The following is a 26546-nucleotide window of genomic DNA, read 5'->3' as shown; positions in this document are numbered from 1 at the left end:
CTCGCAGGGCGGTCGCGCCTATGACTTATTTCTTATAACTTACATTTTATGACAAGTCTCGCCGACCTGCGGGTCATCGACGCGGCGACGTTGTTCGCCGGCCCCTCCGCCGCGATGATGCTGGGCGACTTCGGCGCCGACGTGATCAAGATCGAGCACCCGCGCCGCGGCGACCCCTCGCGCGGCCACGGCGCCTCGGTGGACGGCGTGGGCCTGTGGTGGAAGTCGTTGTCGCGTAACAAGCGCACCGCCGCCGTCGACCTGTCGCGCGCCGAGGGCCAGGAGATCCTGCGCCGCCTGGCCGAACGCTCCGACGTGCTGATCGAGAACTTCCGGCCCGGCACCCTCGAACGCTGGCACCTGGCCCCCGAGGACCTGCTCAAGGCCAACCCGCGGCTGATCGTGGCCAGGATGACCGGGTTCGGGCAGGTCGGCCCGATGGCCGGGCGGCCGGGCTTCGGGACGCTGGCCGAGGCGATGAGCGGGTTCGCGGCCATGACCGGCCAGCCGGACGGGCCCCCGACCCTGCCGCCGCTGGCCCTGGCCGACGGCATCGCGGGCCTGGCCATGTCGTACGCGATCATGGTGGCGCTGCACGCCCGCGCGGCGACCGGGCGCGGCCAGATCATCGACCTGGCGATCATCGAGCCCATCCTGGGCCTGCTCGGGCCGCAGATGACCGCGTACAAGGCGCTCGGGGTGGTGCCGGAGCGCACCGGCAACCGGTCCAGCAGCAACGCGCCGCGCAACACGTACCGGACCCGTGACGGCCGCTGGCTGGCGATCTCCACCAGCGCCCAGCCCATCGCCGAGCGCGTCGTGACCCTCGTCGGGCGTCCCGACCTGGTCGAGCAGCCCTGGTTCGCCAGCGGCCACGGCCGCGTCCAGCACGTGGACGAGCTGGACGAGGCCGTCGCCACCTGGATCGCCGCCCGCGACGCCGAGGAGGTCATCGCCCGGTTCGAGGAGGCGCAGGCCGCCGTCGCCCCGATCTACGACGTCACCGACCTGGCCCGGGACCCGCAGTACGCGGCGCTCGGCACGTTCGTCGACCTGCCGGACGAGGAACTGGGCACGGTCACCCTGCAGAACGTGTTGTTCCGCCTGTCGGAGACGCCCGGTGAGATCCGCTGGCCCGGCCGCCCGCTCGGCCACGACACCGACGAGGTGCTCGGCGAGCTGGACTACCCGGCCGAGACCGTCGCCGCCCTGCGCGCGGACGGGGTGATCGCGTGATCGCCCCCGTCACCTGGCTGTACGTCCCCGGCGACCGCCCCGAACGTTTCGCCAAGGCCGCCGCCTCCGGCGCCGACGTGGTCATCATCGACCTGGAGGACGCCGTCGCCCCCGCCGGGAAGGACGCCGCCCGCGCGAACGCCGTCGCCTACCTGCGCGGGCGCGAGGCCGCCGCCGAGCCGCGGATCCACGTCCGGGTCAACGACGTGGCGACCGACCGCGGACGCGCGGACCTGGCGGCCGTCGGCGAGCTGGCCGACGCCGTACGGCTGCCCAAGGTCGAGTCGGCCGCCGCGCTGGACGGCCTGCCCGGCGCGGCCCCCCTGTACGCGCTGCTGGAGTCGGCGGCCGGGATCGTCGAGGCCAGGGCCGTCGCCGCCCACCCGCGCGTGGCCGGCGTGGCGCTGGGCGAGCAGGACCTCGCCGCCGAGCTGTCGATCACCGACGAGAGCGCCGTGAACCACCTCAGGTTGCAGGTCGTGCTGGCCGCCGCGGCGGCGGGCCTGCCGCCGGTGCCCATGTCGGTCCACCCCGACGTCAAGGACGAGGACGGGCTGCTCGCCTCCTGCCGGGCCGGCCGCGCGCTCGGCCTGTTCGGCCGGACCGCCATCCATCCCCGGCAGCTCCCGGTGATCCGGCGGGCCTTCCGTCCCGGCGAGGAGGAGAGGGCCAGGGCCGCCGAGATCGTCCAGGCCGCCGAGGCCGCCGAGCGTGCGGGCGCGGGCGCGGTCGCCCTGCCCGACGGCCGTTTCGTGGACGCTCCGATCGTCGCCAAGGCCCGCCGCGTGCTGGACCTGGCGCGCCGGCTCGCGGACTAGCGCGAGGGGTACCAGCGGACCTGCAGCTCCTCGTCGTCCGGGGCCGGGCCGGGCAGGTCGCGGTGGGCGGGCGGGACCCGCAGGGAGTCCATCACCAGGGCCAGGTAGCGGTGGCGGAGCTGGGAGGTGCGCTCCTCGTCGCCGAGCTTGATCGAGGCGATCTGCTCGAACAGCAGCGCGATGTCGGCCACGGTGACGTCGTCTCGCAGCACGCCCGCCGCCACGGCCCGGTGGTGCAGCCGCGTCGCCAGGTCGCCGGCGCGTACGGCGTCGTGGTAGAGCTCCTCCGTGGGCTGGAAGGTGCCGGCCAGCTTGATCGTCAGGGAGTTGGTGTCGGCGTCCACGATGCCCCGCAGGTAGGAGGCGAACGCCTCCCAGGGGTCGCCCTCGTCGTCCATCGCCTGCTGGGCCACGGCGACGTAGAGCTTGAGCCCGTCGCCGCACAACTTCTGCAGCAACGCCTCCTTACTGGGATAGCGGCGGTAGAGCGCGCTGATCCCGACCCCCGCCTTCTCGGCCACGGCCGCGATGGGCGCGCCGGGGTCGGCGGTGAAGACCGCCCTGGCCGACTGGAGGATCAACTCGTCGTTACGGGCGGCCTGAGCCTTGCGGCCGCTCATGGGTGCGCTGGTCATGCCTCCATCATACGGGAACGAATAATTCCGTTCTACTACTTCGCGTTCCTTGCATTGGTCCGCATGTCTATACAAAGAGATCACATTGGGGTAGAACCGGGGCTAGCCCGTTGGTCTTGGAGGTGTCCGATGAGACGTACCCCGATCGTGCTGGCGCTGGTGGGCGTGCTCGCCCTGACCGGCTGCTCCTCCTCGGGAGGGGAGGGCGCGCAGAGCGCCGCACCCGGCTCCGCCGCCGCCCCGGCGGCAAGCGGCGGCAGCTTCGCCGTCATCACCCACGGCGGCGCCGGGGACGCCTTCTGGGACGTCGTCAAGAACGGCGCCGAGGCCGCCGGCAAGCAGTACGGCGTCAAGGTCACCTACCAGGGCGACGGCGACCCCGCCAAGCAGTCGCAGCTCATCGACCAGGCCGTCTCGGAGAAGGTGGACGGCATCGTGGTCTCCATGGCCAACCCGGACGCGCTCAAGGAGTCCATCGGCAAGGCCGTCGCGGCCAGGATCCCGGTCGTGACCATCAACTCCGGGGCCGACTCCTCCAAGGCGTTCGGCGCCATCACCCACGTCGGCCAGTCCGAGGACGTCGCCGGACGCGGCGCGGGCGAGCAGCTCAAGGCCGCGGGCGTCACCAAGCTGCTGTGCGTCGTGCACGAGGCCGGCAACGTCGGCCTCGACCAGCGCTGCAAGGGCGCCGAGCAGACCCTCGGCGGCACCGTCGAACGCCTCCAGGTGGACGTCGCCAACCTCGCCGACGTCACCTCCAAGGTCACCGCCAAGCTCCAGTCGGACAAGCAGGTCAACGGCGTCCTCGCGCTCAACCCGGCGGTCGCCGTGGCGGCCAGGGACGCGATCAGGGACTCGGGCGCGCAGGCCAAGCTCGCCACCTTCGACCTGTCGGGCGACGTGGTCGCCGCGATCAAGGACGGCGAGATCCTGTTCGCCGTGGACCAGCAGCAGTACCTCCAGGGCTACCTGCCGATCACGTTCCTCACGCTCTACAAGGACAACCTCAACACGGTCGGCGGCGGGCTGCCGGTCAACACCGGGCCCGGGTTCGTCACCAAGGACAACGCCGAGCAGGTGGCCAAGCTGGCCGAGGCGGGCACCCGATGAGCGCCTGCCGGGGCGGGGAGGGCCGCCGATGACGGCCGCTCCCGCGCGGGCCGACGAACGGGTCGCGCGGGTCGGCCTGGCCCGCCGTCTGATCGTCCGGCCCGAGCTCGGGGCCGTGGTGGGGCTGGTCGCGGTGTTCGCGTTCTTCGCCGCGCAGTCGGCGGTGTTCCGCTCGCCGGCCGGCGTCGCCAACTGGCTCGACCCGGCGGCCACGCTCGGCATCATGGCGGTCGCGGTCGCGCTGCTGATGATCGGCGGCGAGTTCGACCTGTCGGCGGGCGTGCTGACCGGCACCAGCGGGCTGATCCTCGTCACCCTGGCCACCCGCTACGGGTTCAGCGTGTGGGCGGCCATGCTGGCCGGGCTGGTCGTGGCGCTGGCCGTCGGGCTGGTCAACGGGCTGGTGGTGACCCGGACGAAGCTGCCCAGCTTCATCGTCACGCTGGGCACCTTCCTCATGCTGCAGGGCGTCAACCTCGGCGTCACCAAGGCCATCACCGGGACCGTGCAGGTCGGCGGGCTGCGGCGGGCGTCCGGGTTCGAGGCGGCGAGCGCGGTCCTGGCGGGCACCGTCCAGATCGGCGGCACGTCGTTCCGGGTGGCCATCCTGTGGTGGATCGCGATCACCGCGCTGGCGACCTGGGTGCTCATGCGTTCCAGGCCGGGCAACTGGATCTTCGCGGTGGGCGGCGACGAGCAGGCCGCGCGGGCGGTCGGGGTGCCCGCGGCCCGTACGAAGATCGCGTTGTTCATGACGACGGCGGTCGCCGCCTGGCTGGTCGGCTCGATCCTGGCGCTGCGCTACACCTCCGTCCAGGCCAACATCGGCATCGGGCAGGAGTTCATCTACATCATCGCTGCGGTCATCGGCGGCTGCCTGCTCACCGGCGGGTACGGCTCGGCCGTCGGCGCCTCCATCGGCGCGGTGATCTTCGGCATGGCCGACAAGGGCATCGTGTTCCTGGGCTGGGACGCCGACTGGTTCAAGTTCTTCCTCGGGGCCATGCTGCTGCTGGCGACGCTGGCCAACCGCCTGGTCCGGCGCTACGCCGAGGAGGTGCGGCGATGATCCTGCAGACCCGGGACATCGGCAAGACGTTCGGCTCGGTGCTGGCCCTGCGCGGGGTCTCGATGGGCGTGGAGGAGGGCACGGTCACCTGCGTGCTCGGCGACAACGGCGCGGGGAAGTCCACACTGATCAAGATCCTGTCCGGGGTGCACCAGCACGACACGGGGTCGTACCTGGTGGACGGGGCCGAGGTGCGCTTCGCCAGCCCGCGCGAGGCGCTGGACCGCGGGATCGCCACGGTCTACCAGGATCTGGCGATGATCCCGCTCATGTCGGTCTGGCGGAACTTCTTCCTCGGCTCCGAGCCGCGCAGGGGCCCGGCGTTCGACGTGGCCAGGGCGCGCCGGGTGGCGGCGGAGGAACTGCGCGCGATGGGCATCGACATCCGGGACGTGGACCAGCCCGTCGGCACGCTGTCGGGCGGCGAGCGGCAGTCGGTCGCCATCGCCAGGGCCGTGTACTTCGGCGCCCGCGTCCTCATCCTGGACGAGCCCACCTCGGCGCTGGGGGTCAAGCAGGCGGGCGTGGTGCTGCGCTACATCGCCAGGGCCCGCGACCGGGGGCTCGGCGTGGTGTTCATCACCCACAACCCGCACCACGCCTACCCGGTGGGCGACCGGTTCCTGCTGCTGAACCGCGGGACCAGCATGGGCGAGTACGCCAAGGCCGACATCGGCAAGGACGAGCTGACGACCCTGATGGCCGGCGGGGCCGAACTGGAGGAACTGGCCCACGAACTGCGCCGCGAGTGAGCCGCTTGGGTGGAATTTGACGGAACCGGGCGATCGGATCGAGGTGCGTCAAGGCAGGAACACATCGTTGGTGGACGACGACAGCCGGAGGGCGCCACCGTGACCACGATGATGAGCAAGCAGGTCGTGCTGGAGAAGGCGGCGCGGGAGTTCGCCGAGGCCAACGCCAAGCGTCCCTTCATCTACGAGCTGCCGCCCGAGCAGGGCCGCGAGGTGCTGGAGAAGCTTCAGTCGGACCCGGGCGTGCCCAAGCCCGAGATCGAGGAGGAGTGGATCCAGGTCCAGGGCGGGCCGACGGGCATCGTGCCGGTGCGCATCGTCAAGCCCGAGGGCGCCACGGGCACCCTGCCGGTCATCTTCTACATCCACGGCGCGGGCTGGGTGTTCGGCTCGGCGCACACGCACGACCGGCTCGTCCGCGAGCTGGCCGTACGCACCGGCGCCGCCGTCGTCTTCCCCGAGTACGACCGCGCGCCCGAGGCGAAGTACCCGACGCAGATCGAGCAGAACTACGCCGCCGCCCAATGGGTGATGGAGCACGGCGCGGAGAAGGGGCTCGACGCCTCCCGCATGGCCGTGGCCGGCGACTCGGTGGGCGGCAACATGTCGATCGTGCTGACGCTGATGGCAAAGGAGCGCGGCGACGTCGCCCTGCGCGGCCAGGTGTTGTTCTACCCGGTCACGGACGCGAACTTCGACACCGAGTCCTACAAGCAGTTCGCCACGGGCTACTACCTCAACCGGGACGGCATGAAGTGGTTCTGGGACCAGTACACGACAGATCCGGCGCAGCGCGCGGAGAGTCACGCCTCGCCGCTGCGCGCGAGCGACCGGGAGCTGCGCGGCCTGCCGCCGGCCCTGGTCCTGAACGGCCAGGCCGACGTGCTGCGGGACGAGGGCGAGGCGTACGCGGCGAGGCTGCGCGAGGCCGGGAACGACGTCACGGCGGTCGAGCTGGCGGGGATGGTGCACGACTTCGCCATGGTGGACCTGCTGCGCGACACCAACGCCAACAAGGCCGCCATGAGCCTGGCCGTCACCAAGCTGCGCGAGTGGCTCAATCCCTGATCTACAACGTAAAGACGCCTGCGTTCCACGCTGCCCATACGGTGAGAAAGAACCATATTTCACCGACACGAGGGAGAACGGAAGCGTGGCACGCGACGCTGTCTGGGCCGTTATTACCGGCATGTACGACGCCTACGCGCGAGGCGACAGGCAGGGCATCGACCGGCTGCTCCACCCGCAGGCCACGATCTGGGACTCGGCCGAGCCCGGCCTGATCACCAGCAGGCAGCAGCTCGACAAGGTACGCGACGCGCGGCCGTCCGACGGCCCGGCGGAGACCTCCGTCCGGGCCTACGACGAGGTCGTGGACGTGTGGGGCGACACCGCCCTGGCCCGGTACATGCTGCGCGTGGACTTCGAGAGCGGCGAGCCGGAGCTGGTCCGGACGACGAGCGTGCTGCGCCTGGCGGACGGCGAGTGGCGGATCGTCCACGTGCACGAGAACGTGCTCCAGCAGCAGCCCTGACAGCGACCCCACGACGGGGGCAGTGCGCCGCGCACAGCCGCGCGGCCCCCGGCCGGGCGTCGCGCACACCGGTGCGGAAGGGGGACGGCCCTATGGTGCGGCAATACTTCGCGCCCCCCTCCGAGGAGCTTGCATGACCGCCACCGACGCACGGACACTCCCCATCGGGGCGGCGTTCGACCGGATGCCGTTCTCCCGCCGGCACGTGCTCATCGCGCTCGCGCTGTTCATCGCCTTCGTCATCGAGTCGTGGGAGCAGCTCGCGCTGGTCTACGTCTCCGGCGACCTCGGCCCGGCGTTCGGGATCGACGAGGCCGGGGTCGGGATCGTGTTGTCGGCGGTGGCGTTCGGCATGATCCCCGGCGTGCTGGTCTGGGGGCCGCTCGCCGACCGCATCGGACGCAAGCCGACCGCGTTCTGGTCGCTGCTGGCCTACGGCGTGATCGCGCTCGCCTCGGCGTTCGCGCCGAACCTGGCCACGCTGGTCGCGCTGCGGGTCGCCTCCGGGCTCGCACTGGCCGGCGTCTACACGATCACCTTCCCCTTCTTCCTCGAACTGCTGCCCACCAGGCACCGGGGGCGGGCCGCGGTGTACCTGTCGATCGGGTGGCCCATCGGCATGCTGGCGGCCATCGCCGCCTCGGTCACGCTCGGCGACCTGGGCTGGCACGTCGTGGTGATCGCCAGCGCGGCGGCGGGGTTGTGGGCGTTCGCGATCAGGGCGTGGGTGCCGGAGTCGCCGTACTGGCTGGCCGCCCGGGGGCGGCAGGACGAGGCGCGGGCCGTGCTGCGCGAGCTGGGCAGCCCCGACGCCGAGGCGACGTTCACGGTGGCGTCGGCGAGCGCGCGGGCGGGCAACCCCATGGACCTGCTCCGCGGCCGGCTGGCCAGGATCACCGTCCTCATGCTGGCGCTCAACTTCGTCTTCAACTGGGGCTACTGGGGGCTGCAGACCTGGCTGCCCACGCTGTTGCAGGCCAAGGGCCTGTCGTTGTCGGCCTCGCTCGGCTTCGCCGCGCTCAGCGCGCTGATGATGATCCCCGGCTACGTGAGCGCGTCCCTGCTGACCGGGCGCTTCGGCCGCAAGAAGGTCTTCCTGTTCTACGTCGTCGCGGCCGTGCTCGGCGGCCTGTGGTTCGCCACCGCGAGCAGCCTGACCGGCCTGTACCTGGGCAACTTCGTCCTGTCGTTCTTCAGCCTGGGCGCGTGGGGCGTCTGGAACACCTGGAACGGCGAGTTCTACCCGACCGCCCTGCGCGGCACCGGCTACTCCTGGGCCACGGCCTCCCAGCTCGTGGCCACCACGGTCGCGCCGTCGGCCGTGGGCGCGCTGCTCGCCCACGCCACCGGCTTCACCGCGACCATGCTGGTCATCAACGCGTTCATGGTGGCCACGGCGCTGCTGGCCATGCCGCTGCCCGAGACCGAAGGGCGCGAACTGGAGTGATCCTCGGCGTCGCGCTGGACGGGCCGTCACCGGTGGTGGTGGCCGTCGGCGACGGCGCGCCGCCGTCGGCCGCGATACGCGCCTGCGTGGCGGTGGACCTCGACGGGACGCCGCGCGCGCCGGTGGCCGCGATCCGCGTGGGCGGCCTGTGCCCGCCGGTGTTGCGGCCGGTGGCCGACCCCGGGGTGGCCACGATCGTACGCGGCGGGCACAGCCTGACCGGCCGCCCGCTGGCGCCGCTGGACACCGCCGCGGTACGCGAGTTCGCCGCCGGCTGCGGGCTGAGCGACTTCGCGGTGACGGCGACCGGCTCGCCCATGCTGGCCGACCACGAGCTGGCGGTCGCCGCGATCGTGGCGGCCGAGGTGCCCGGGGCCGAGATCACCCTCTCGTACGAGTTCGGCCGCCCCGGCCTGCGGGAACGCGAGGCGCACGCGATCAGGAACGCCGCGCTCGGCCCCGAGGCCGGCCGGATCGCCGACCGGGTGACACGGGAGCTGCCCGGCGTGCCGGTGTACTTCGCCAGGACCGGCAGCGGCCTGGTGTCGGCCCACTACTTCCGCAGGTACCCGCGGGCCTGCGACCTGGGCGGGACGACCAGCCTGCGCCGCGGCCGGGCGGCGCTGGCCGCGGCGGGCGGCGCGACGCCGTTCGAGGTGATCGCGCCCGGCTCGGAGGACCTGGTGGCGGCGGCGTACGGCGCCGCGCTCGCCCGACCGGAGGCCCAGGTGGAACGCATCGTGCAGGCACGCGGCCGGGCCGAGCTGGACCGGGCGCTCCAGGACGCCAGGGACGAGGCCCTGACCCGCGTGGTCAGCGCCGGCGCCGCCCCCGGCTTCGCCCGGATCGCCGAGACCACCGTCAACCCCCTGTCCTACCTGCCCGACGGCTTCTACCGGGTGCGCGTCACCGCGGAAGGGGCCACGCCGTGACCCGGCTCATCGGACCCGCCGAGCTGCGCCGCTTCTCGGCGGGGTCGCGGCTGTTCGCCACGGGTGCCGCCGAGTCCTCCTACGGCCTGACCTTCGCCTGGGCGGAGTCGGTGCTCGGCGAGGGCGTCGAGCTGGCCGCCGCGGCGGAGCTGGACCCGGAGACGTTGTGCATGGTGGTCAGCCTGGTCGGGTCCACCACCGCGCTCGGCGAGCAGCTCCCGGCCGGGGACGAGCCCGTACGGGCGGTGCGGGCGCTGGAGCGGTGGATGGGGGAGCGGGCCGGGGCCGTGGTGGCGCTCAACCTGGCCGCCGAGAACGCGCTGATCCCGCTGGTCGCCGCGGCGGTCCTACGCCTGCCGCTGGTGGACGGCGACGGGACGGGACGGGTGTTCCCGCTGGTGGAGCAGACGACGTACCGGCTGGGCGGGCTCAGCGCGACGCCGCTGGCGCTGGCCGGGGCGTCGGGGGAGCTGGTGTTGCTGGAGACCGCCGCCGACCGGGTCGAGGAGCTGCTGCGCCCGGTCGTGTTGTCGGTGGGCGGGTGGGCGGTGGCCGCCTGCTACCCGATGGCGGCGCGGGATCTGGCCCGGGTGCTGGTGCCGGGCACGGTCAGCCTGCTGCTGGCGGCCGGGGAGCCCGGCGCGCCGCGTTCGGCCGCCGCGCCGTACGGGGTGCGCACGCTGTGCTCGGGCCGCATCCTGACCGTCGAGGGCAGCACGGGACACGGCGCCGACGTGGCGATGCCCTCGCTGCCCGCCAGCATCGTGGTGCAGGAGTCGGCGGGCCTGCGCCGGCTCGTACGGCTGGAGGCGCACAACGAGATCGTGCTCGCCCTGGCCGACGGCGCGCCCGTGGCCATGGCGCCGGACCAGATCTGCATGATCTCGGTCGCCGACGGCATGGTCGTGGACGTCGACAAGGCGGCGCCCGGCATGGAGGTGGAGATCATGGTGGTCAGGGCGGCGCCGATGTGGCACACCGGCCCGGGGCTCGTGCTGGGCGGTCTGCGGGCGTTCGGGATCCCGTTCGAGCAGCGCGCGGAGTCGCCGTGAACGGCCTGCGCGCGCCCGGCTGGGAGGCGCCGGTCACGGTCGCGGAGCTGGTCAACACCGGGCCGCTGGCCGGGGCCAGGATGTACGGCAGCGGCGACAACCCCGTGCACCAGGTCCGGATCGTGGACGACCTGTCGGTGTTCGGCGTGGTGACGCCGCACACGGCGGTCGTGCTGATCGGATCGGCGGCGGGCGGCGGCTGGGCGGTCGAGATGGCCATGCGCCGGGCCTGGGAGCAGGCGGCGGCCTGCGTGATCGCGCCGTCGCGCGGCGTGAGCGCCGGGTCGGGCGAGGTGCTGGCCGAACGGCTCGGCATCACGCTGATCTTCGTGGACGAGGACCCGCTGATCGTCGCGGTCCGGGTCGCCTCGGCGGCGGCCCGCCCCGAGGCCGCCCGTACCCAGCTCGTCGCCCGCTGCGCGACCCGGCTGGCCGACGCGGGCCCCTCGGCCAGGCGGGTGCTCGGGGTGCTCAACGCCGAGCTGCCCGGCACCTCGGTCGCCTTCCTCGACCGGTACGGCCTGCACGTCGCGGGCCGTCAGAGCGCCGGCCGCCCGCCGGGCGAGCACGAGCACGCCCGGCCGTCGGGGGCGCGGTGGGCGGCCGAGATCGAGGTGCCCGGCCAGGAGGGCCCGGCCCTGGGGACGCTGGTGGCCGCCGGGACGTCACGCTCGCCCGGCTGGCCCGCCGTGGTGCGGACCGTGCTGGGGCTGGCGGTGGCCCCGCTGACGGCGTGGGCGGCCCAGGAACGCCTGCGGGCCTCGCGCGACTTCGCCCTGCAGTCGGCGCTGGCCCGGCGGCTGCTCGCGGAGGGCCCGCCCGCCCACGAGCCGGCCGACGACGGCGGCATCTGGCTGGAAGGGGCGTCGGCCGAGGCCGTGGCGCTGGGATGGCCGGTGCGCGGGACGCTCACCGCGTACCACGTCCGGCCGGTGGGGGCGGTGGCCGACGACGGGCCGCTGGTCCAGGCGCTGGTGACCGCGGCGCTGGGCCAGGCGCCGGTGCTGCGGCGCGGCGAGGGCTGGGCCGGCTGGTCGGCGCAGCCGCCCGGCGAGCTGGCCGACCGGCTGCGGCACTGCGTGGAGGGCATGCCCTGGCCGTGCGCGGCCGGGGTGGGCGCGGCCGTGGAGGGGCTGGAGTCGGTCGGGGAGTCGTTGCTCGGCGCCGAGGCGGCGGCGTTCGTGGCCGGCGCGGGCACCGTGGCCCGCGCCGATCGGATGGGACCGGCCGAGCTGCTCGGCGCGCTCCCGGCGGGGGTGCTGCGCGCGCCCGCGGCCGTCGTGCTCCAGCCGCTGCTGGCCGTCGACAAGGACGGCACGCTGCTGGTGACGCTGGCCGCGGTCCTGGACGAGGGCGGCGCGCTCAAGGCGGCCGAACGCCTGGGCGTGCACCGCAACACGGTCACCACCCGCCTGGAACGCATCAAGGCCGCCGGTTTCGACCTGGACGACGCCGCCACCCGCCTGGCGCTCCAGCTCGCCTGTCACGTGCTGCTGAACCGGGGCGCCGCGGCGGGTCCGCACGCGGCGCCCGGGGATCAGTAACCCCTGGTCAGGCGTACGCCCGCGCCGACCTTGCGCCGGACGCCGACGCCGTCGAGGAGGTTGCCCGACGAGGCGACCGACATCGACTCGCCCTCGCCCTTGGCCAGCAGGATGCCGGTCTCGCGCTTGGTGCCGTGGCCGACGACGGTGTTGCCGGTGATCGCGGCGTGGCCGGCGGCGTAGTTGACCGCGTCCAGCGCCATGTAGACGAAGTCCACGCCGTCCGGCAGCGGGCCGGTCGCGGCGAACTTGCGCTCGGGCGGCGCCGAACCGCTCTGGCGGGCCTTGCGCAGCTCGGCCAGCGCGTTCGGGGGCGGCAGGAACTTGTGCACCCGGTTGCCGGTGATCGTGGTCGCGGCGTCGCCCTGAAGGTCGCAGCGGATGCCGTAGTACGTCTGGCCGGCCGTGCTCTCGGCGCCGAAGTCCTCGATGTAGTTGTCCTCGATCGAGGTGCCGAAGCAGCGGTGGGCGTCGATGGCGTTCTTCGGGGTCGCGTACAGGTGCAGGCCGCTCATCGTCCAGCCGGCCGCGTTGTCGGACTGGATGGCGTGCGTGCCGCTGAAGCCGATCCAGGAACGCTGCAGCGTCCAGTCGGTGACGGAGTCGCCGGGGTCGACGACCCGGATGCCGGCCTCGGCGGCGCCCTCGATGTAGACGTCGCTGATGACGCTGTTGACCATCGTGTTCCGCAGCGTGGTCCCGTTCCTGGACGGGTTGCTGATGCGGATGCCGTCGGACGGGGTGCCGTAGATGTCCAGGTCGTAGACCCGGGTGTTCCACGAGCGCAACAGCAGGCCGACCGTGCCGGCCTTGGCGTCGCCCCGGTAGGTGCGCCGGTCGGCCAGGCTGATCGTGGCGTCGATCAGGCACGGGCCCTTGATGACGATCTCGTCGCCCTCCTTGGAGGAGTCGATGGCGGCCTGGATCGTCGCGGCGTCGCCGGCGGCGTCGGAGCAGGCGGCCTCCACCCGCGTGGCCGAGGCGGGCCCGGCCGGGGCCAGGACGGCGACACCGGCCAGGCCCGCGGCGAGCGCGGCCGAGCCCGCGATCAGGCGCGTACGTAACGTAGGCATGAAAGTCCCCTCGTGAAGAGGGTCATGACGGGGACACAGCCTCCCCAGGCTGCGCGTGCCCCCGCGTTGTCGATCATCCTCACAGACCGGCGGACAATCCGTTCGATTCTCCTACGAATGTGGATCAGTTTGTGGTCATGCCCTCGGCCAGGTCGGCGGCCCGCGCACTCGGGGAGCGGCGCTCGGCGGGCCCGTAGCCGCCGCCTCCGCCGGACTCGCAGCGCAGCACGTCCCCGGCCGACACCGGCAGGGCGTTGACCTTGAGCATCTCGCGCTCGCCCGGCGTGCCCGGATTGAGCGTCACCCGAGGGGGAGCGCCCGCCGCGCCGCCCGCCAGGCCCCACGCGGGCGTGACCGAGCGCTCGAACCACAACGACAGCGAGGTGTCGCCGCAGAACTCGTACTCCCGCACCACGCCGTTCCCGCCGCGCCACTGTCCGGCGCCGCCGGTGTCCGGCCGCATCTCGTAGCGGCGCACCCGGACCGGGAACAACGTCTCCAGCACCTCGATGGGCATGTCCCGCAGCGAGCCGTTGACGTTGTTGATCAGGCAGGACTCGCCGTCGCCGCCCTCCCACGCCCCCCAGCCGCCGACCGTGGCCTCCTGGGAGACGTACAACTTCCCGGTACGCGGGTCCGTCCCGGTGAACTGCACGATCATCGAGTCCCCGTACGAGGCCGCCGCCGCCTTGCCCGGCAGCGCCGGGGCCAGCGCCTTGACCACCAGGTCGATGAGCAGCCCCAGGTGCGAGTAGTAGTACTGGCACGCCGCCGGCGCCTCGGCGGCCAGCATCGAACCCGGCCTGGTCTCGACGCTCAGCGGCCGGAACGAGCCCCCGTTCAGCGGCACGTCCCCCGACACCAGCAGCTTGTACCCCACCCGCACCGCCGCCACGGCCTGCGCCGCGCCGCAGTTGACCGGCCCGAGCGCCTGGTCGGCGCAGTCGGTCAGGTCCACGTGCACCGACTCGCCCGACACCGTGACCGTCACGTTCACCGGCAGCGGCGTGTCCAGGTCGATGCCGTCGTTGTCGAGGAAGCCGGACGCCTCGTACACGCCGTCGGGGATGGCGGCGATGGCCGCGCGCTCCATGCGCTCGGTCTGGGCGAAGATCTCGTCCCGGGCGGCCATGACCGTCTCGAGGCCCCAGCGCGAGACGATCTCCCGCAGCCGCCGCTGCCCGGTCATCGCGCAGCTCACCTGGGCCCGCAGGTCGCCCAGCGTGGCGTGCGGGAAACGCACGTTCCTGGAGATCACCTCGTGCGGGTCGCGGCACGGCCGGCCGCCCGCGTACACCTTGACCGGGCCCAGCCGCAGGCCCTCCTGGAAGATCGAGGTGGAGTTCATCGAGCCGCCGGGGTCCTTGGAGCCGACGTCCAGCCAGTGCGCGCGCGAGGCGGCGAACCCGGCCAGCTCGCCGCCGGCGAAGATCGGGCCGTAGACGGTCACGTCGTTGAGGTGGGTGCCGCCGATGTAGGAGTCGTTCAGCACCCACACGTCGCCCTCCTCCCACACCTCGCGGCCGTACACGCGCTCGGTCTCGCGGGTGCAGACCTCCAGGTTGCCCAGGAAGATCGGCAGCCCGGACGACTGCCCGAGCACGTTGTGGTCGCGGTCGAGCAGCGCCACCGCGCAGTCCTTGGCCTCGTAGATGACCGGCGTGTACGAGCTGCGGATCAGGGTGGTGTTCATGTCCTCGGCCGCCTGGAGCAGGGCGCACCGGATGATCTCGGTGGTCACCGGGTCGATGGCCGGGCCGATCGTCGGGTCGCTCATTGGACGTCCACCTTCACGATGAGGAAGCCGTTGTCGTCGATGGCCGCCAGGCAGCCCGGCGGGATGACCGTGGTCGCGGTCTCCTCGACCACGATCGCGGGCCCGGCGAACGAGCCGGTCAGGCCCGCCCGCCGCAGGACCGGCGTACGGTGCGGCACGCCGTCGAAGATCACGTCCCGGACGTCGCCGGCCGTTTCCTCCGGTGGCTGCCCGGTGGCGGCGGCGGCCCGGGGGAAGGAGCCGAAGCCGGTGCTGCGCAGCATGACGAACTCCACCGGCGCCTCGGGCGTCGCGTGGCCGTAGCGGCTGGTGTGCGCCTCGGCGTAGCGGGCCGCGATCGCGGCGAGGAAGCCCGGCTCGCCAGGCTCGGCGGCGTCGCGCAGCGGGATGGTGAGCGTGTAGTCCTGGCCCTCGTAGCGCAGGTCGACGGCGTGCTCGACCCGGCGCCGCCGCTCCGGGACACCCTGCCCGGCCAGCGCCTCCAGAGCCTCCCGCTCCAAAGTCCCCAAATTTCGGGACATGTCGGTGCCGTCGAGCGTGTCCTGCGGCCGGAAGTACGGATGCGTCAGATCCCGCCGCACGTCCGCCTCCAGCATGCCCCACGCCGAGAACGCCCCCGGGAAACGCGGGACGACGACCTCGGAGATGCCCAGCTCGCGGGCGATGAACACGGCGTGCATCGCCCCCGCGCCGCCGAAGGCCACCAGCGCGAACTCCCGAGGCTCCACACCGTGCTCGACCGTCAGCGTACGGATCGCCTGCGCCATCTTGGCGTTGGCCACGTCGCACACGCCCTCGGCCAGCCGCAGCGGGTCGAGCCCCAGTTCCTCGGCGAGCGTGACCACGGCCGTCCCGGCGGCCTCCTCGTCCAGCGTCATCAGCCCGCCGGCGAACCAGGCCGGGTCCACCCGGCCGAGCACCACGTTCGCGTCGGTCACCGTGGGCCGCGTGCCGCCCCGGCCGTAGCAGGCCGGACCGGGCACGGCGCCGGCCGACTCCGGGCCGACGCGCAGCGCGCCCGCCTCGGCGTAGGCGATCGAGCCGCCGCCCGCGCCGATGGTGTGCAGGTTCACGATCGGCATGAGGACGGGGTAACCCTCGACGCGGGCCTCGGCGCTGACGTCCGGACGGCCGCCGACGACGAGCGAGACGTCGAAGGACGTGCCGCCCATGTCCACGCAGATCGCGTTCTCCCGGCCCAGCATGCGGGCCGCGGCGACGCCGCCCATCGTGCCGCCGACCGGCCCCGACAGCAGGGTCTGCAACGGCCGCCGCATCGCGTACGAGGCGTTGACCAGCCCGCCCGACGACTGCATCACGTGCACCGGCACCGGCAGCCCGCGCTCGGCGAACCGCCGCTCGATCCCGGCCAGGTACGTGCGCACGACCGGCCCGGTGTAGGCCTCCAGCACCGCCGAGGAGGTGCGCTCGTACTCCCGCCACTCCCGCGCGACCTCGTGCGAGAGCACCACGAGCACGTCCTCGCCCAGCTCGGCCCGCAGGATCTCGCCCGCCCGCAGCTCGTGCGCCGGGTCGGCGAAGGAGAACAGCAGGCACACGGCGACCGCGTCGAAGCCCTCCTCGCGGGCCCGCCGCGCGGCCCGCCGCACCGCCTCCTCGTCGAGGGGTTCGAGCTCGCGGCCCCGGTAGTCCAGGCGGCCGCCGGCCTCCATGACGTCCCGGCGCGGCACGAGCGGGGACGGCTTGCGGTAGCGCAGGTCGAACATGCGGTCCCGGTTGCCGCGGGCGATCGTGTAGACGTCCCCGCCGCCCCGGCTCGCCAGCAGCAGCACCCGCGCGCCCTTGCGCTCAAGCAGCGCGTTGAGGCCCTGCGTGGTGCCGTGCACGAAGAACGAGATGGCGGCGGGGTCGTCCACGACCCGGGCGAGTGCGGCGAACACGCCCTCGGCCAGGTCTCCCGGCGTGGTGGGCGCCTTCGAGGCGGTGACGGCCCCCGTACGCTCGTCGTAGCAGACGACGTCGGTGAAGGTGCCGCCGATGTCCATGGCGACGCGATAGGTCATGCGCCGCACCGTACGCGCCGGGCCGGGCCCGCCTCCTGTGCGTCCTGCACAGTGGCGGGTCCCTTCCCGTGCATCCTGCTCGGACGGGCTCCCGCCTGCGAATCTACAACGTAAAGGCGGTAGCCTGGCGGACGTGTCCCAGCCCTACCTCACCCTCGCGGCCGGCGTCGAGCACGAGACCGAGGTGCGGCGCTCCCGGTTCGTCTGCGCGCTGGCCCCCGCCCGTACCGTCGAGGAGGCCGCCGCCTTCATCGCCGGGCGCCGCCGCGAGCACGCCGGCGCCACCCACAACTGCACGGCGTACGTGATCGGGCAGCGGTTGCAGAAGGGCGACGACGACGGCGAGCCCGGCGGCACGGCGGGCACGCCGATGGTCCAGGCGCTGGTCGGCCGGGGGTTCAACGACGTGGTCGCGGTCGTCACCCGCTATTTCGGCGGTGTCCTGCTGGGCGCCGGCGGGCTGGTGCGCGCCTACGGGGGAGCGGTGACCGAGACGCTCGACCAGGTGGAGCCGGTGCGGATGGTCCCGGCCAGGCTGGTACGCATCTCGGTGGCCCACGACCAGGCCGGCCGGGTGGAGAACGACCTGCGCGCCTCCCGGTACGCGCTGCGCGAGGTGACGTACGCGGCCGGGGTGACGTTCGCGGTGGCGGTGGGGGAGGACGAGGTGGCGGCGTTCGGGGAGTGGGTGGCCGGGCTGACGGCCGGCCGGGCGCGCGTCGACGTGGGCGAGGGCGTGCACGTGCCCGGATAGGGGCCTGTCCGGAGCGCTCAGCCCTCCAGGGCGTACTGCATGACGCGGAACTTGGCCTGGGCCTCGGCCAGCTCGGCGGCCGGGTCGGAGTCGCCCATGATGCCGCCGCCGGCGAACAGCCGGGCGCGGTTGCCCTCGATCAGCCCCGAGCGCAGGGCGATGCCCCATTCGCCGTCGCCGTGGGCGTCGATCCAGCCGACCGGGCCCGCGTAGCCGGCGCGGTCCATGCCCTCCAGCTCGCGGATGACCTTGATGGCGGTGTCGGTCGGGGTGCCGCCGACGGCGGCGGTGGGGTGCATGGCGGCCACCACGTCGAGGACGGACGCGCCGTCGGCCAGCCGGCCGGTGACGTGGCTGGCCAGGTGCTGGACGTTGGGCAGCACGAGGAGTTCGGGCTCGTCGGGGGTGTCGAGCGAGGCGCAGAGCGGGGCGAGGGTCTGGCGTACGGAGGCGATGGCGCACTCGTGCTCGTGGCGGTCCTTCTGGGAGGCGAACAGCGCGGCGCCGCGGGCGACGTCGTCGGCGGGTCCGGTGCCGCGGGCGGTGGTGCCGGCCAGGACGAGGGACTCGATCTCCTGCCCGGTACGGCGGATGAGCAGCTCCGGGGTGGCGCCGACGAGCCCGGCGACGGAGAAGGTGTAGCACTCGGGGTAGCGCCGGGCCAGCCGGGTCAGCAGCAGGCGTACGTCGATGGGGTGCTCGGCGGTGGCGACCAGGTCGCGGGCGAGGACGACCTTCTCCAGCTCGCCGTCGCGGATGCGGCGGGCGGCGCGGGCGACGACGTGTTCCCATTCGGGGGCGCTGAGGCTGCCGTCGCCGTAGCTGATGCGGCCGGGCTCGCGGACGGGGCTGAACGTCTCCAGCGGGGCCTCGCCGATGGTGGTGAGCCAGGCGTGGCCGCCGCGGCGGGCGAGGACGGCGCGCGGGACGACGAGGACCGAGCCGGGGGCGTCCTCGTCGAAGGTGAAGGTGCCGAAGGCGACGGGCCCGGAGCCGGGGGTGCGTACGGCGTCGTCGACGTGGGCGTCGCCGAAGACGGTGTGCAGCCACTGGCGGGCCCAGGCGAACCGGCCGGGGCCGGGCGGCACGGCGACTTGGGCGGCCTGACCCCACCCCACCAGGCCCTCGCCGTTCCTGACCCAGGCGTAGGGCGCCGTCTTCGGGAGGGATGCCAGCAGGTCACCGGGGTCGCCTACAGGGGTGGTGCGAACCGGTAGCGGGCGGGTTGTTCCGAGCGCGACACTCACTCAAGACACTCTATGCGGGAACTGAACACGTTCGACTCGGACCCCCGTGAATGCGTTGTTACGGCCCACGAACCAGGAAAAAACCGGACGTTGAGGTGTGTGGGGGGCAACCTGCACGCGTACGGACTGTCAAGCGGTGATAGGAAGACGGTCCTGAAATGACAGACCTTGCCTCAAGGTCATGGTGCGACCTTGATCAGCTCCCTACCTTGGCACCATGATCGGTCGTCTGTCCCCCGTCGTCACCGCTGTCCTGGTCCTGGCCGCCTCCGGGCCCGCGCAGGCCGTCGCCGCAGCTCAGCCCGTCCCCGAGACGATGGCGACGCTGGGCGACTCCATCTCCACGGGGTTCAACTCCTGCGGCTGGTACGTCTCCTGCGAGGCCCGTTCCTGGTCGGCCGGCGACAACGCGCAGGTCGTCAGCCACTACCTGCGACTGCACGACCTGAGTGGAACGCTCCAGCGTGACAACTTCGCCGTGCCGGGCGCGACGAGCGCCGATCTGGCCGGCCAGGTCGACAGGGCGATCGCGGCCAAGGCCGATTATGTGACGATCCTCATAGGCGCCCAGGACGCCTGCCGCCGCACCGAACGGGAGATGACCCCGGTCGCCCTCTACCGCCAGCGGCTGGACGCGGCGCTGTCGGCGCTGCGCGCCGGGGTGCCCCAGGCCAGGGTGTTCATCGCCAGCGTCCCCGACCTGCGGCGGTTGTGGCAGGTCGGCAAGGACAACCCGCTGGCCCGTACGTTCTGGACGGTCGGGAAGATCTGCCCGACCATGCTGGCCGACCCGGCCTCGATGAAGAAGGCCGACGCCGAGCGCCGGGCGCGGGTGCGGGCGCGGGTGATGGCCTACAACAGGGAGGCGGCAGGGGCCTGCGCGGAGATGGGCCCGTCCTGCGACACCGACGAGGGCGCGATCTTCTCCTTCCCGTTCACGCTCGACCACGTCAGCAAGTGGGACTTCTTCCACCCCAACATCGACGGTCAGCGGGCCCTGGCCGAGCAGACGTTCGAGCATGGTTTCGCCTGGATCGACCCCCGCTAACGACACTGGGCCAGCATGGTGTCCTTGTCGGCCCCGGTCACCGGCAGGCCGTACTTCAGGGCGACCTGGGCGAAGCGGGTGACGTACGCGCAGCGGACGCGGCGCTGGGGCGGCAGCCAGCCCGCCGGGCCCGAGGCGTCCTTCTCCTCGTTGGCCCGGCCGTCGACCGGCAGCAGGTTGAGCGGGTCGTTGGCGAAGTCGAGCCGCTTGGCCATCGCCCAGCGCGGCGCGCCCATGTGCCAGGCGTAGTTGAGCGGTACGACGTGGTCCACCTGCACTTCGTCGGCGTCGGCCTTCCGCCAGGAGATGAGCCGGCCGGTGTAGGGGTCGGTCAGTTTCATGGCGACGACCTCGCAGCTCGACCCGGGGCGGTACGTCACGCCCGTCCCGTCGCGGGCGAGCAGGTCGTCGCGGGTACGGCAGCCGTTGCGGGCGTAGGGGACGCCGGTGGCGTTGTCGGCCCAGTTCTCGCCGTAGCGGCTGCGGGCGTAGCCGGTGCCGGGGCCGCGGCCCTTGACGCGTAAGCGGTGGATGAGGGCGCGTGCCCTGGCCTTGTCCCCGCCGGACAGGACGGGCGCGAGGCCGGGCAGCGTCCCGCTGGCGTTGCTGAGGGGGCTGGCGGCGGTGGCGGCCGGGCTCTTGGCGGTGCTGACGAAGGAGACGACGATGACGGCTCCGGCGAGGATCGCGATGGCGTCCTTCGTGCTCAAGCGGCTCTCCGTGGCTCCGATGGGCGAAGTTGTCTAGAGAATTCCCGGCATCGCGGGATTTGACACGGAAGGCTTTGCTGACTGATCGTCTCGGGCGAGCGTACGGGCTGTTCCGGAGTTACCGTGTAATCCTGTAAGCAAAGGAGCACGTGATGGCGGATCCCCTCGACGCCTACTCGCGCGTCGTCTCGTCCGTGGCGGCCGAGCTGCTGCCGAAGGTGGCCGGTGTGCGGGCCGGCCGGGGGAGCGGGTCGGCGGTCGTGTTCACCGCCGACGGGTTCCTGCTGACCAACGCGCACGTCGTCGGCTCCTCTCGCGCGGGCACGGTCGCCTTCGCCGACGGGACGTCGGGCGACTTCGAGGTGGTGGGCCGCGACCCGCTGTCGGACCTGGCCGTGATCAGGGCCCGGACGCCCACGCCCGAGCCGGCCGTGCTCGGCGACAGCGACGAGCTGGTGGTGGGGCAGCTCGTGGTGGCCGTGGGCAACCCGCTCGGGCTGGCCGGGTCGGTGACGGCCGGGGTGGTCTCGGGGCTGGGCCGGTCGATGCCGGCGCGCAGCGGCTCCAACGTACGGCTGATCGAGGACGTGATCCAGACCGACGCCGCGCTCAACCCCGGCAACTCCGGCGGCGCGCTGGCCGACTCGCACGCCAGGGTGGTGGGCGTGAACACGGCGGTGGCCGGCGTCGGCGTCGGCCTGGCGGTGCCGATGAACGCCACCACGCGTTCCATCATCGCGGCGCTGATCAGGGACGGCCGGGTGCGCAGGGCGTTCCTGGGCCTGGTGACCTCGCCCGCGCCGCTGCCCGAGCACCTGCGGCGGCGCACCGGGCAGGTCGGCGCGCTGCGCGTGGTGGAGGTCGTGCCCGGTTCGCCCGCCGGACGCGCCGGGCTGCGCGCCGGCGACCTGGTGCTGAGCGCGGGCGCCCACCCGGTGGGCGACGCGCAGAGCCTGCAGCGGCTGATGTTCGCCGAGGCGATCGGGCGGCCGCTGCAGATCACGGTCCACCGCAACGGCGCCCTGGTCGACGTCATCGCCGAGCCGGTGGAGCTCACCGGCTCGGAGGTGTGAACGCGTGTGAACGCCTCTCGTCCCCGCGGCTAGGGCACTTCGGCCGGGGCGGAGGGCTCGTCGGCGGGTTCGGGGGCCGGGCGGGGCGGGCGCACGTACGTGCCGTTGCGGCGGGCCAGCAGCTCGGCCAGCAGGTCGTCCCACTTCTGGCCGATCGCGTCCACGTCGTAGGTGCGGGCCGTCTCCAGCGCCGCGGCCGCCAGCGACCGCCGTAGCTGCTCGTCCTCGATCACCCGGATGATCGAGGACGCCAGATTGGCGTTGGTACGCGGCTTGACCAGCAGCCCGTCCACCTCGTCGGTGATCATCTCCTTGGGCCCGTGCGGGCTGTTGAAGCTGACGATGGCCAGCCCCTTGGCCATGGCCTCCAGGATCGTCATCGGGAAGCCCTCGTGCCGCGAGCTGAGCACGAAGATCGACGCCTTCTCCAGCTCGGCCCCCACGTCGCTGGTCGGCCCCGGCAGCTCCACCTTGCCCTCGAGCCCGGCCTCGACGATCTGCGCCGCCAGGTTCTCCTCCTGCGGCCCGGCGCCGAAGATGCGCAGCTTCCAGTCCGGATGCGCGGCGGCGACGGTCTCCCACGCGGTGATCAGCCGGTGGAAGCCCTTGAGCCGAGTCATCCGGCCCACCGCGACGACCACCTTGGCGTCCAGCTTGGACACCTCGCCGGTCATCGGCGGCACGGCGTTGGGGATGCGGGCCAGCTTCTTGGGCTTCTTCGGCAGGGTGTTGCGGTAGTCGCGCAGGTCGGCCTTGGTGAGGGTGACCAGGGCGTCCATACGCCGGTACCGCCACTTGATCAGCTTCTGCATCGGCTCGGCCTGGGTGCGCAGGGCCACGTGCTCCTGCCCGATGGTGATGACGCCCGGCTGCGCTAACTGCGTCATGGCCAGGTTGAGCCCCGGACGCGTGGCCATCAGCACGCCGGTGTCGAGCGAACGGATGAAGCGGGCCAGCTTGTAGTCGGTCCACAGCGTGAAGCGGTGGTAGGCCGTCTCCTCCGGCGGGATCAGCTTGCTCGGGAACTTCGACAACATCGCCCGCAGCGGATCCGGGCTGGGCTTGAGCCGGTCGTCGAGGAAGCGGAACCGCACCCGCGGGTCGATCGGGAAGAACGGCTCCTCGGTCTCCTTCAGAATGCTCACGATCTCGACGTCGTGCTGCTCGGCCAGGTAGCCGGCCAGGTTGAACACAGTCCTGATCGTGCCGCCCATACCGTTGGCGTGCAACAGCAGGATCCGGATGCGGTCGGTCGAGGGCGGCGGCGCGTTGCGCGCCTTGCGCCGGTTGTACCCCCTGTACAACCGGACCATCGCCGATTTGCCCCTGCGTGCCAATGCGCGCACCTGGATGATCCCCCTTGTGCTCGGTTGTCTTCGCTGACGCGCGTGGCCGGCGGCCGTGCCGCGCGTGGGCGGAGTGCACAATTCATCCCCTGTGCGCTTACCCCACCTATGATCTTTAGACGCCGGAGGGCTGCCTAAGGTTGCATTCCCGGCCGATGCGACGGATCCGGCGTATGCGGCGAATGCTCCGCCAGCAGGTCGAGGGCGACGTCGATGGCCCGTTCGAGCTGCGTGTCCACGCCCCTGGCGTAGTCCTGCGGGGTGATGTCCACCTCGATGTCGGGATCGGTGCCGTAGTTCTCCAGTTGCCAGCCGACGTCGTCGAAGGCGAAGGAGAACTCCGGCTGGGTGGTCACCGTCCCGTCGGCGAGCTGATGGCGCGGCCAGATGCCGATCACCCCGCCCCACGTGCGCTTGCCGACCAGCGGGCCCAGCTTGAGCAGCTTGAAGGTGTGGCTGAAGATGTCGCCGTCCGAGCCCGCCCACTCGTTGGTGATGGCCACCAGCGGGCCGCGCGGCGACTCCGGCGGGTACGGCTCCGGATCCCCCCACCGCGGATAGTCGTAGCCGAGCCGCCGCCTGGCCAGCTTCTCCAGCAGCAGCGCCGAGACGTGCCCGCCGCCGTTGAAGCGCACGTCCACGATGAGCGCGTGCCGGTCGTACTCGGCCAGGAAACCCCGGTGGAACTCGCCGAACCCCTCGGTGCCCATGTCGGGGACGTGCAGGTAGCCGACCCGCCCGCCGGAACGTTCGTGGCACTCGGCGCGGTTGAGGTTGACCCAGTCGCGGTAGCGGGCCGGCCGCTCGTCGGCCAGGGCGCGCACGGTCACCGTGAAGACCCGCTCCGCGCGCCGCAGGGTCAGCTCGACCTCCTCGCCGGCCTGGTTGACCAGCCGCTCGTTCGGGGTGGCCGCGAGGCCGATGGGCGCGCCGTTGATGGCCAGCACCGCGTCCCCGGGACGTACGTCCAGCCCCAGCCGGTTCAGCGGCGAGGTGGCCTCCGGGTCCCACGGGTCGCCGGTCACGACGGCGCGGATGTGGTAGACGCCGTCGTGGAAGTCCCAGTCGACGCCCAGCTTGCCCTGGCTGTAGTCGGGCCCCGGGCGGTACTCGCCGCCGCTCTCGTAGGCGTGGCTGGTGGCCAGCTCGCCGTGCAGCTCCCACAGCAGGTCGGAGAACTCGCCCCGGGTGGTGACCCGGTCCACCAGCGGCTCGTAGCGGTCGTAGACGGCCGGCCAGTCGACGCCGGCCATGTCCTCGGTCCAGAAGTTCTCCCGCTGCAACCGCCACGCCTCGCGGAACATCTGCCGCCATTCCGACTCCGGGGCCACCGACACCTTGATGCGCGTCAGGTCGATCCAGCCGCTCTCGCGTCCCGGCGGGTCGTCGTCGTGCTCGGGGACCTCGCCCGCCTTGACCACCCGCAGCCGGCTCCCAGCCCGGTACAGCAGCGTCTTGTGGTCGCGGCCCAGCTCGAACGCGGTGACCTCCTCGGCGAACGTCTCGTTCCTGCCCTTGGCGAAGTCGTACAGGTGCAGGGTGTTCTCGCCCTCCAGCGGGCTGGTCAGCAGCAGCGCCTTGCCCTTGAGCCCGGCCACGCCCTCGTAGCGGCCCTCCGGCAGCGGGAAGGCGGTGACGCGGCGGGCCAGCCCGTCCAGATCCACCCGGACGGCCTCCTCCGGCTCGTCCTCCTCCTCGTCCTTGCCGTTCAGCGGACGCCGGCCGGGCACGAACGGGTTGGGCACGTCGGCCCGCAACGCGATCGCGTACGGCCGCGTCCCCAGCGGGAAGCCCAGGTCGAACTGCAACTGGTCGTAGACGGGCGAGAAGACCCGCTGGCCGATGAAGTACAGGTAGCGGCCCTGCGGGTCGAAGGCCGGCATCGAGTCCTTGAGCACCGGCTCGGTGGCGGCCACCGTCCGGCCGGACTCGGGGTGGTGCAGCTTGATCGCGGTGGTCTGGGCGTTGAGCGGCCCGGCGTAGGCCAGCCAGCACCCGTCGCGCGACCAGGCGGGGTCCTCGGGCGGCCCGTGCGGGTTGCGTTCCACCAGCGTGGCCACGCCCGTCGCCAGGTCCAGCAGGTGCAGCTCGTGGCGGTGGTTGACCACGGCCACGCGGTCGTGCGCGGGGTCGGGGACCAGCTCGTTGATCCGGCCCAGCCTGGCCACCTCGGTGCCGCAGCCGCCCTCGTGGCCCTCCAGGATCACCAGCCGTTCCTCGTCGGCTTCGCCGCTGGCCGCCGCGATCAGCCGCACGCCGTCGTTGAGCCAGGTCAGGAAACGGTAGCGGACGCCGTCCGGCTCGCCGTACTGGCTGACCGGGCCCTCCCAGTCGGCCATCGCGTACGCCTTGCCGCGCGCGGTGATCGCCAGCGCGCTGCCGTCGGGGCTGAGGGTCGCGCTGTCGAGGTAGTCCTCGGCGTCGACGAACCTGCGGTTGCGCTGCGTCCTCGAGCTGGCCAGCCGCACGTCCAGCCGCCGCGGCCGCTCACCCGGCTCCCCTCCCGGGACGTCACCCGGCTCCCCGCCCGGCTCTCTGTCCGGCTCTCTGTCCGGCTCCAGCAGGTACAGGTCGGCGCCGGCGTGGTAGACGAGGCGGTGGCCGTCGCCGGACAGGTTGCGCGCGTAGTAGTCCTCGTGGTGGGTGTGCTTGCGCAGGTCCCGGCCGTCCGGGCGGCACGAGTAGACGTTCCCGACGCCCTCGTGGTCGGAGAGGAAGCAGATCCGCCGGCCGCTCCAGCACGGCGAGGCCAGGTTCCCCGGCAGCCGGATCAGCCGCCTGAACTCGCCGTCGCCGTCGGTGTCGATCCACAGGTCGCCGACCGTGCCGCCGCGGTAGCGCTTCCACCGCGCGGGGTCGGCGGTGTTGCGGCCGAGCACGATCATGCCGTCGGGGCCGTAGGCGATCGAGTTCGCCGGTCCGTACGGCAGCCGCTCCGGCACCCCGCCCGGCGTCACCCGGTGCAGCCACTTGCGCCCGGCGAACGGCTGGGACTGGTCGCTGGCGTACAGGATGCGGCCTTCGTGGTCCCAGCCGGTGACCGTGCAGCGGGCGCCGTGGAAGGTGACCCGGCGCGCGGCGCCGCCGACGGACGGCATCACGTACACCTCCTCGGGGCCCTCCTCGCGGCCCACGAACGCGATCTGGTCACCGCGCGGGGAGATACGGGGGTAGCCGGCCTCGGCGGCGCCGGCGGTCAGGCGGAAGGCACGGCCGCCCTGGGCCGACACCATCCACAGATCGTCCTCGGCGGCGAACACCACCACGTCCTGAAAAACAGTCGGAAAGCGGAGATAGGCCGACATATGTGCAGCTCCTCCTCCACCGGACAGCCGAGGGCCGCCGGCCCTCGGCTGCGCGACTCA

At 72.8% G+C, this 26546-nt stretch carries 22 protein-coding genes; 14 read left to right on the top strand and 8 right to left on the bottom strand.

Annotation, left to right across the window (positions count from 1 at the left end; all coding sequences use genetic code 11):
* Window positions 1-48: 48 nt before the first annotated feature.
* Window positions 49-1236 (top strand): CaiB/BaiF CoA transferase family protein, encoded by a 1188-nt coding sequence (locus IEZ27_RS28995; protein ID WP_189650150.1) that lies wholly within the window; start codon window positions 49-51, stop codon window positions 1234-1236.
* On the top strand, window positions 1233-2054 hold the full coding sequence (locus IEZ27_RS28990) for an HpcH/HpaI aldolase/citrate lyase family protein (protein WP_189650149.1): 822 nt from the start codon (window positions 1233-1235) through the stop codon (window positions 2052-2054). The genes IEZ27_RS28995 and IEZ27_RS28990 overlap by 4 nt, the downstream gene beginning before the upstream one ends.
* Here IEZ27_RS28990 and IEZ27_RS28985 read toward each other — a convergent pair.
* Window positions 2051-2689, bottom strand: coding sequence for a TetR/AcrR family transcriptional regulator (locus IEZ27_RS28985; RefSeq protein ID WP_229824439.1), 639 nt, complete (start codon window positions 2687-2689; stop codon window positions 2051-2053). The genes IEZ27_RS28990 and IEZ27_RS28985 overlap by 4 nt on opposite strands.
* A 129-nt stretch (window positions 2690-2818) precedes the next feature.
* On the opposite strand from IEZ27_RS28985, the gene IEZ27_RS28980 reads away from it, so the two are divergent.
* The 9 genes from IEZ27_RS28980 (at window position 2819) to IEZ27_RS28940 (ending at window position 12129) form a co-directional block, all read left to right on the top strand.
* Window positions 2819-3799 carry a sugar ABC transporter substrate-binding protein gene (locus IEZ27_RS28980; protein WP_189650148.1) on the top strand — a complete coding sequence of 327 codons (981 nt, stop codon included), beginning with the start codon at window positions 2819-2821 and terminating at the stop codon, window positions 3797-3799.
* 28 nt (window positions 3800-3827) lie between these two features.
* Window positions 3828-4868 (top strand): ABC transporter permease, encoded by a 1041-nt coding sequence (locus IEZ27_RS28975; RefSeq protein WP_189650147.1) that lies wholly within the window; start codon window positions 3828-3830, stop codon window positions 4866-4868.
* Window positions 4865-5620, top strand: coding sequence for an ATP-binding cassette domain-containing protein (locus IEZ27_RS28970; RefSeq protein WP_189650146.1), 756 nt, complete (start codon window positions 4865-4867; stop codon window positions 5618-5620). The genes IEZ27_RS28975 and IEZ27_RS28970 overlap by 4 nt, the downstream gene beginning before the upstream one ends.
* Before the next feature lie 108 nt (window positions 5621-5728).
* The gene (locus IEZ27_RS28965; protein ID WP_189650250.1) at window positions 5729-6688 is read left to right on the top strand and encodes an alpha/beta hydrolase; all 960 of its coding nucleotides are present in this window, start codon (window positions 5729-5731) and stop codon (window positions 6686-6688) included.
* A gap of 85 nt (window positions 6689-6773) precedes the next feature.
* Complete coding sequence (locus IEZ27_RS28960; protein ID WP_229824438.1) at window positions 6774-7154, top strand: nuclear transport factor 2 family protein; 381 nt, start codon at window positions 6774-6776, stop codon at window positions 7152-7154.
* Between the two features lie 133 nt (window positions 7155-7287).
* On the top strand, window positions 7288-8601 hold the full coding sequence (locus IEZ27_RS28955; protein ID WP_189650145.1) for an MFS transporter: 1314 nt from the start codon (window positions 7288-7290) through the stop codon (window positions 8599-8601).
* Entirely contained in the window at window positions 8598-9533 is a 936-nt protein-coding gene (locus tag IEZ27_RS28950) for a hypothetical protein (protein WP_189650144.1), read from the top strand. The genes IEZ27_RS28955 and IEZ27_RS28950 overlap by 4 nt, the downstream gene beginning before the upstream one ends.
* A complete protein-coding gene (locus tag IEZ27_RS28945; RefSeq protein ID WP_189650143.1) occupies window positions 9530-10585 on the top strand; it encodes a DUF917 domain-containing protein in 1056 nt (351 codons plus the stop codon). Before IEZ27_RS28950 ends, IEZ27_RS28945 begins: the two co-directional genes overlap by 4 nt.
* Window positions 10582-12129, top strand: coding sequence for a PucR family transcriptional regulator (locus tag IEZ27_RS28940; protein ID WP_189650142.1), 1548 nt, complete (start codon window positions 10582-10584; stop codon window positions 12127-12129). The genes IEZ27_RS28945 and IEZ27_RS28940 overlap by 4 nt, the downstream gene beginning before the upstream one ends.
* Here the strand turns inward: IEZ27_RS28940 and IEZ27_RS28935 are convergent.
* From IEZ27_RS28935 to IEZ27_RS28925, 3 genes are all read right to left on the bottom strand, one after another.
* On the bottom strand, window positions 12123-13202 hold the full coding sequence (locus tag IEZ27_RS28935) for a right-handed parallel beta-helix repeat-containing protein (RefSeq protein WP_189650141.1): 1080 nt from the start codon (window positions 13200-13202) through the stop codon (window positions 12123-12125). The two genes, IEZ27_RS28940 and IEZ27_RS28935, sit on opposite strands and share 7 nt — an antisense overlap.
* Window positions 13203-13326: 124 nt before the next feature.
* Window positions 13327-14979: a hydantoinase B/oxoprolinase family protein gene (locus tag IEZ27_RS28930; RefSeq protein WP_189650140.1), complete on the bottom strand. Its 1653-nt coding sequence runs from the start codon at window positions 14977-14979 to the stop codon at window positions 13327-13329.
* Entirely contained in the window at window positions 14976-17003 is a 2028-nt protein-coding gene (locus IEZ27_RS28925; protein ID WP_189650139.1) for a hydantoinase/oxoprolinase family protein, read from the bottom strand. The genes IEZ27_RS28930 and IEZ27_RS28925 overlap by 4 nt, the downstream gene beginning before the upstream one ends.
* Window positions 17004-17136: 133 nt before the next feature.
* Between IEZ27_RS28925 and IEZ27_RS28920 the strand changes: the two genes are divergently transcribed.
* Complete coding sequence (locus IEZ27_RS28920) at window positions 17137-17757, top strand: YigZ family protein (protein ID WP_229824437.1); 621 nt, start codon at window positions 17137-17139, stop codon at window positions 17755-17757.
* A gap of 17 nt (window positions 17758-17774) precedes the next feature.
* Here IEZ27_RS28920 and IEZ27_RS28915 read toward each other — a convergent pair whose 3' ends face one another.
* Complete coding sequence (locus IEZ27_RS28915; RefSeq protein ID WP_189650137.1) at window positions 17775-19004, bottom strand: isochorismate synthase; 1230 nt, start codon at window positions 19002-19004, stop codon at window positions 17775-17777.
* 217 nt (window positions 19005-19221) lie between these two features.
* Here IEZ27_RS28915 and IEZ27_RS28910 point away from each other — a divergent pair, with 217 nt between their 5' ends.
* Window positions 19222-20052: an SGNH/GDSL hydrolase family protein gene (locus IEZ27_RS28910; RefSeq protein ID WP_189650136.1), complete on the top strand. Its 831-nt coding sequence runs from the start codon at window positions 19222-19224 to the stop codon at window positions 20050-20052.
* Here IEZ27_RS28910 and IEZ27_RS28905 read toward each other — a convergent pair.
* Window positions 20049-20762, bottom strand: coding sequence for an HNH endonuclease family protein (locus IEZ27_RS28905; RefSeq protein WP_189650135.1), 714 nt, complete (start codon window positions 20760-20762; stop codon window positions 20049-20051). The genes IEZ27_RS28910 and IEZ27_RS28905 overlap by 4 nt on opposite strands.
* A 152-nt stretch (window positions 20763-20914) precedes the next feature.
* Here IEZ27_RS28905 and IEZ27_RS28900 point away from each other — a divergent pair, with 152 nt between their 5' ends.
* Window positions 20915-21835: a S1C family serine protease gene (locus IEZ27_RS28900; RefSeq protein WP_189650134.1), complete on the top strand. Its 921-nt coding sequence runs from the start codon at window positions 20915-20917 to the stop codon at window positions 21833-21835.
* A gap of 29 nt (window positions 21836-21864) precedes the next feature.
* Here the strand turns inward: IEZ27_RS28900 and IEZ27_RS28895 are convergent, their stop codons facing one another.
* Both IEZ27_RS28895 and IEZ27_RS28890 read right to left on the bottom strand, forming a co-directional pair.
* Complete coding sequence (locus tag IEZ27_RS28895; RefSeq protein ID WP_229824436.1) at window positions 21865-23148, bottom strand: glycosyltransferase family 4 protein; 1284 nt, start codon at window positions 23146-23148, stop codon at window positions 21865-21867.
* Between the two features lie 167 nt (window positions 23149-23315).
* A complete protein-coding gene (locus IEZ27_RS28890; protein ID WP_189650132.1) occupies window positions 23316-26486 on the bottom strand; it encodes a S41 family peptidase in 3171 nt (1056 codons plus the stop codon).
* Window positions 26487-26546: the final 60 nt, after the last annotated feature.

The organism is Nonomuraea spiralis, assembly GCF_014648435.1.
Taxonomy (GTDB): Bacteria; Actinomycetota; Actinomycetes; order Streptosporangiales; family Streptosporangiaceae; genus Nonomuraea; species Nonomuraea spiralis.
This window is presented reverse-complemented; position numbering and strand designations above follow the sequence as displayed.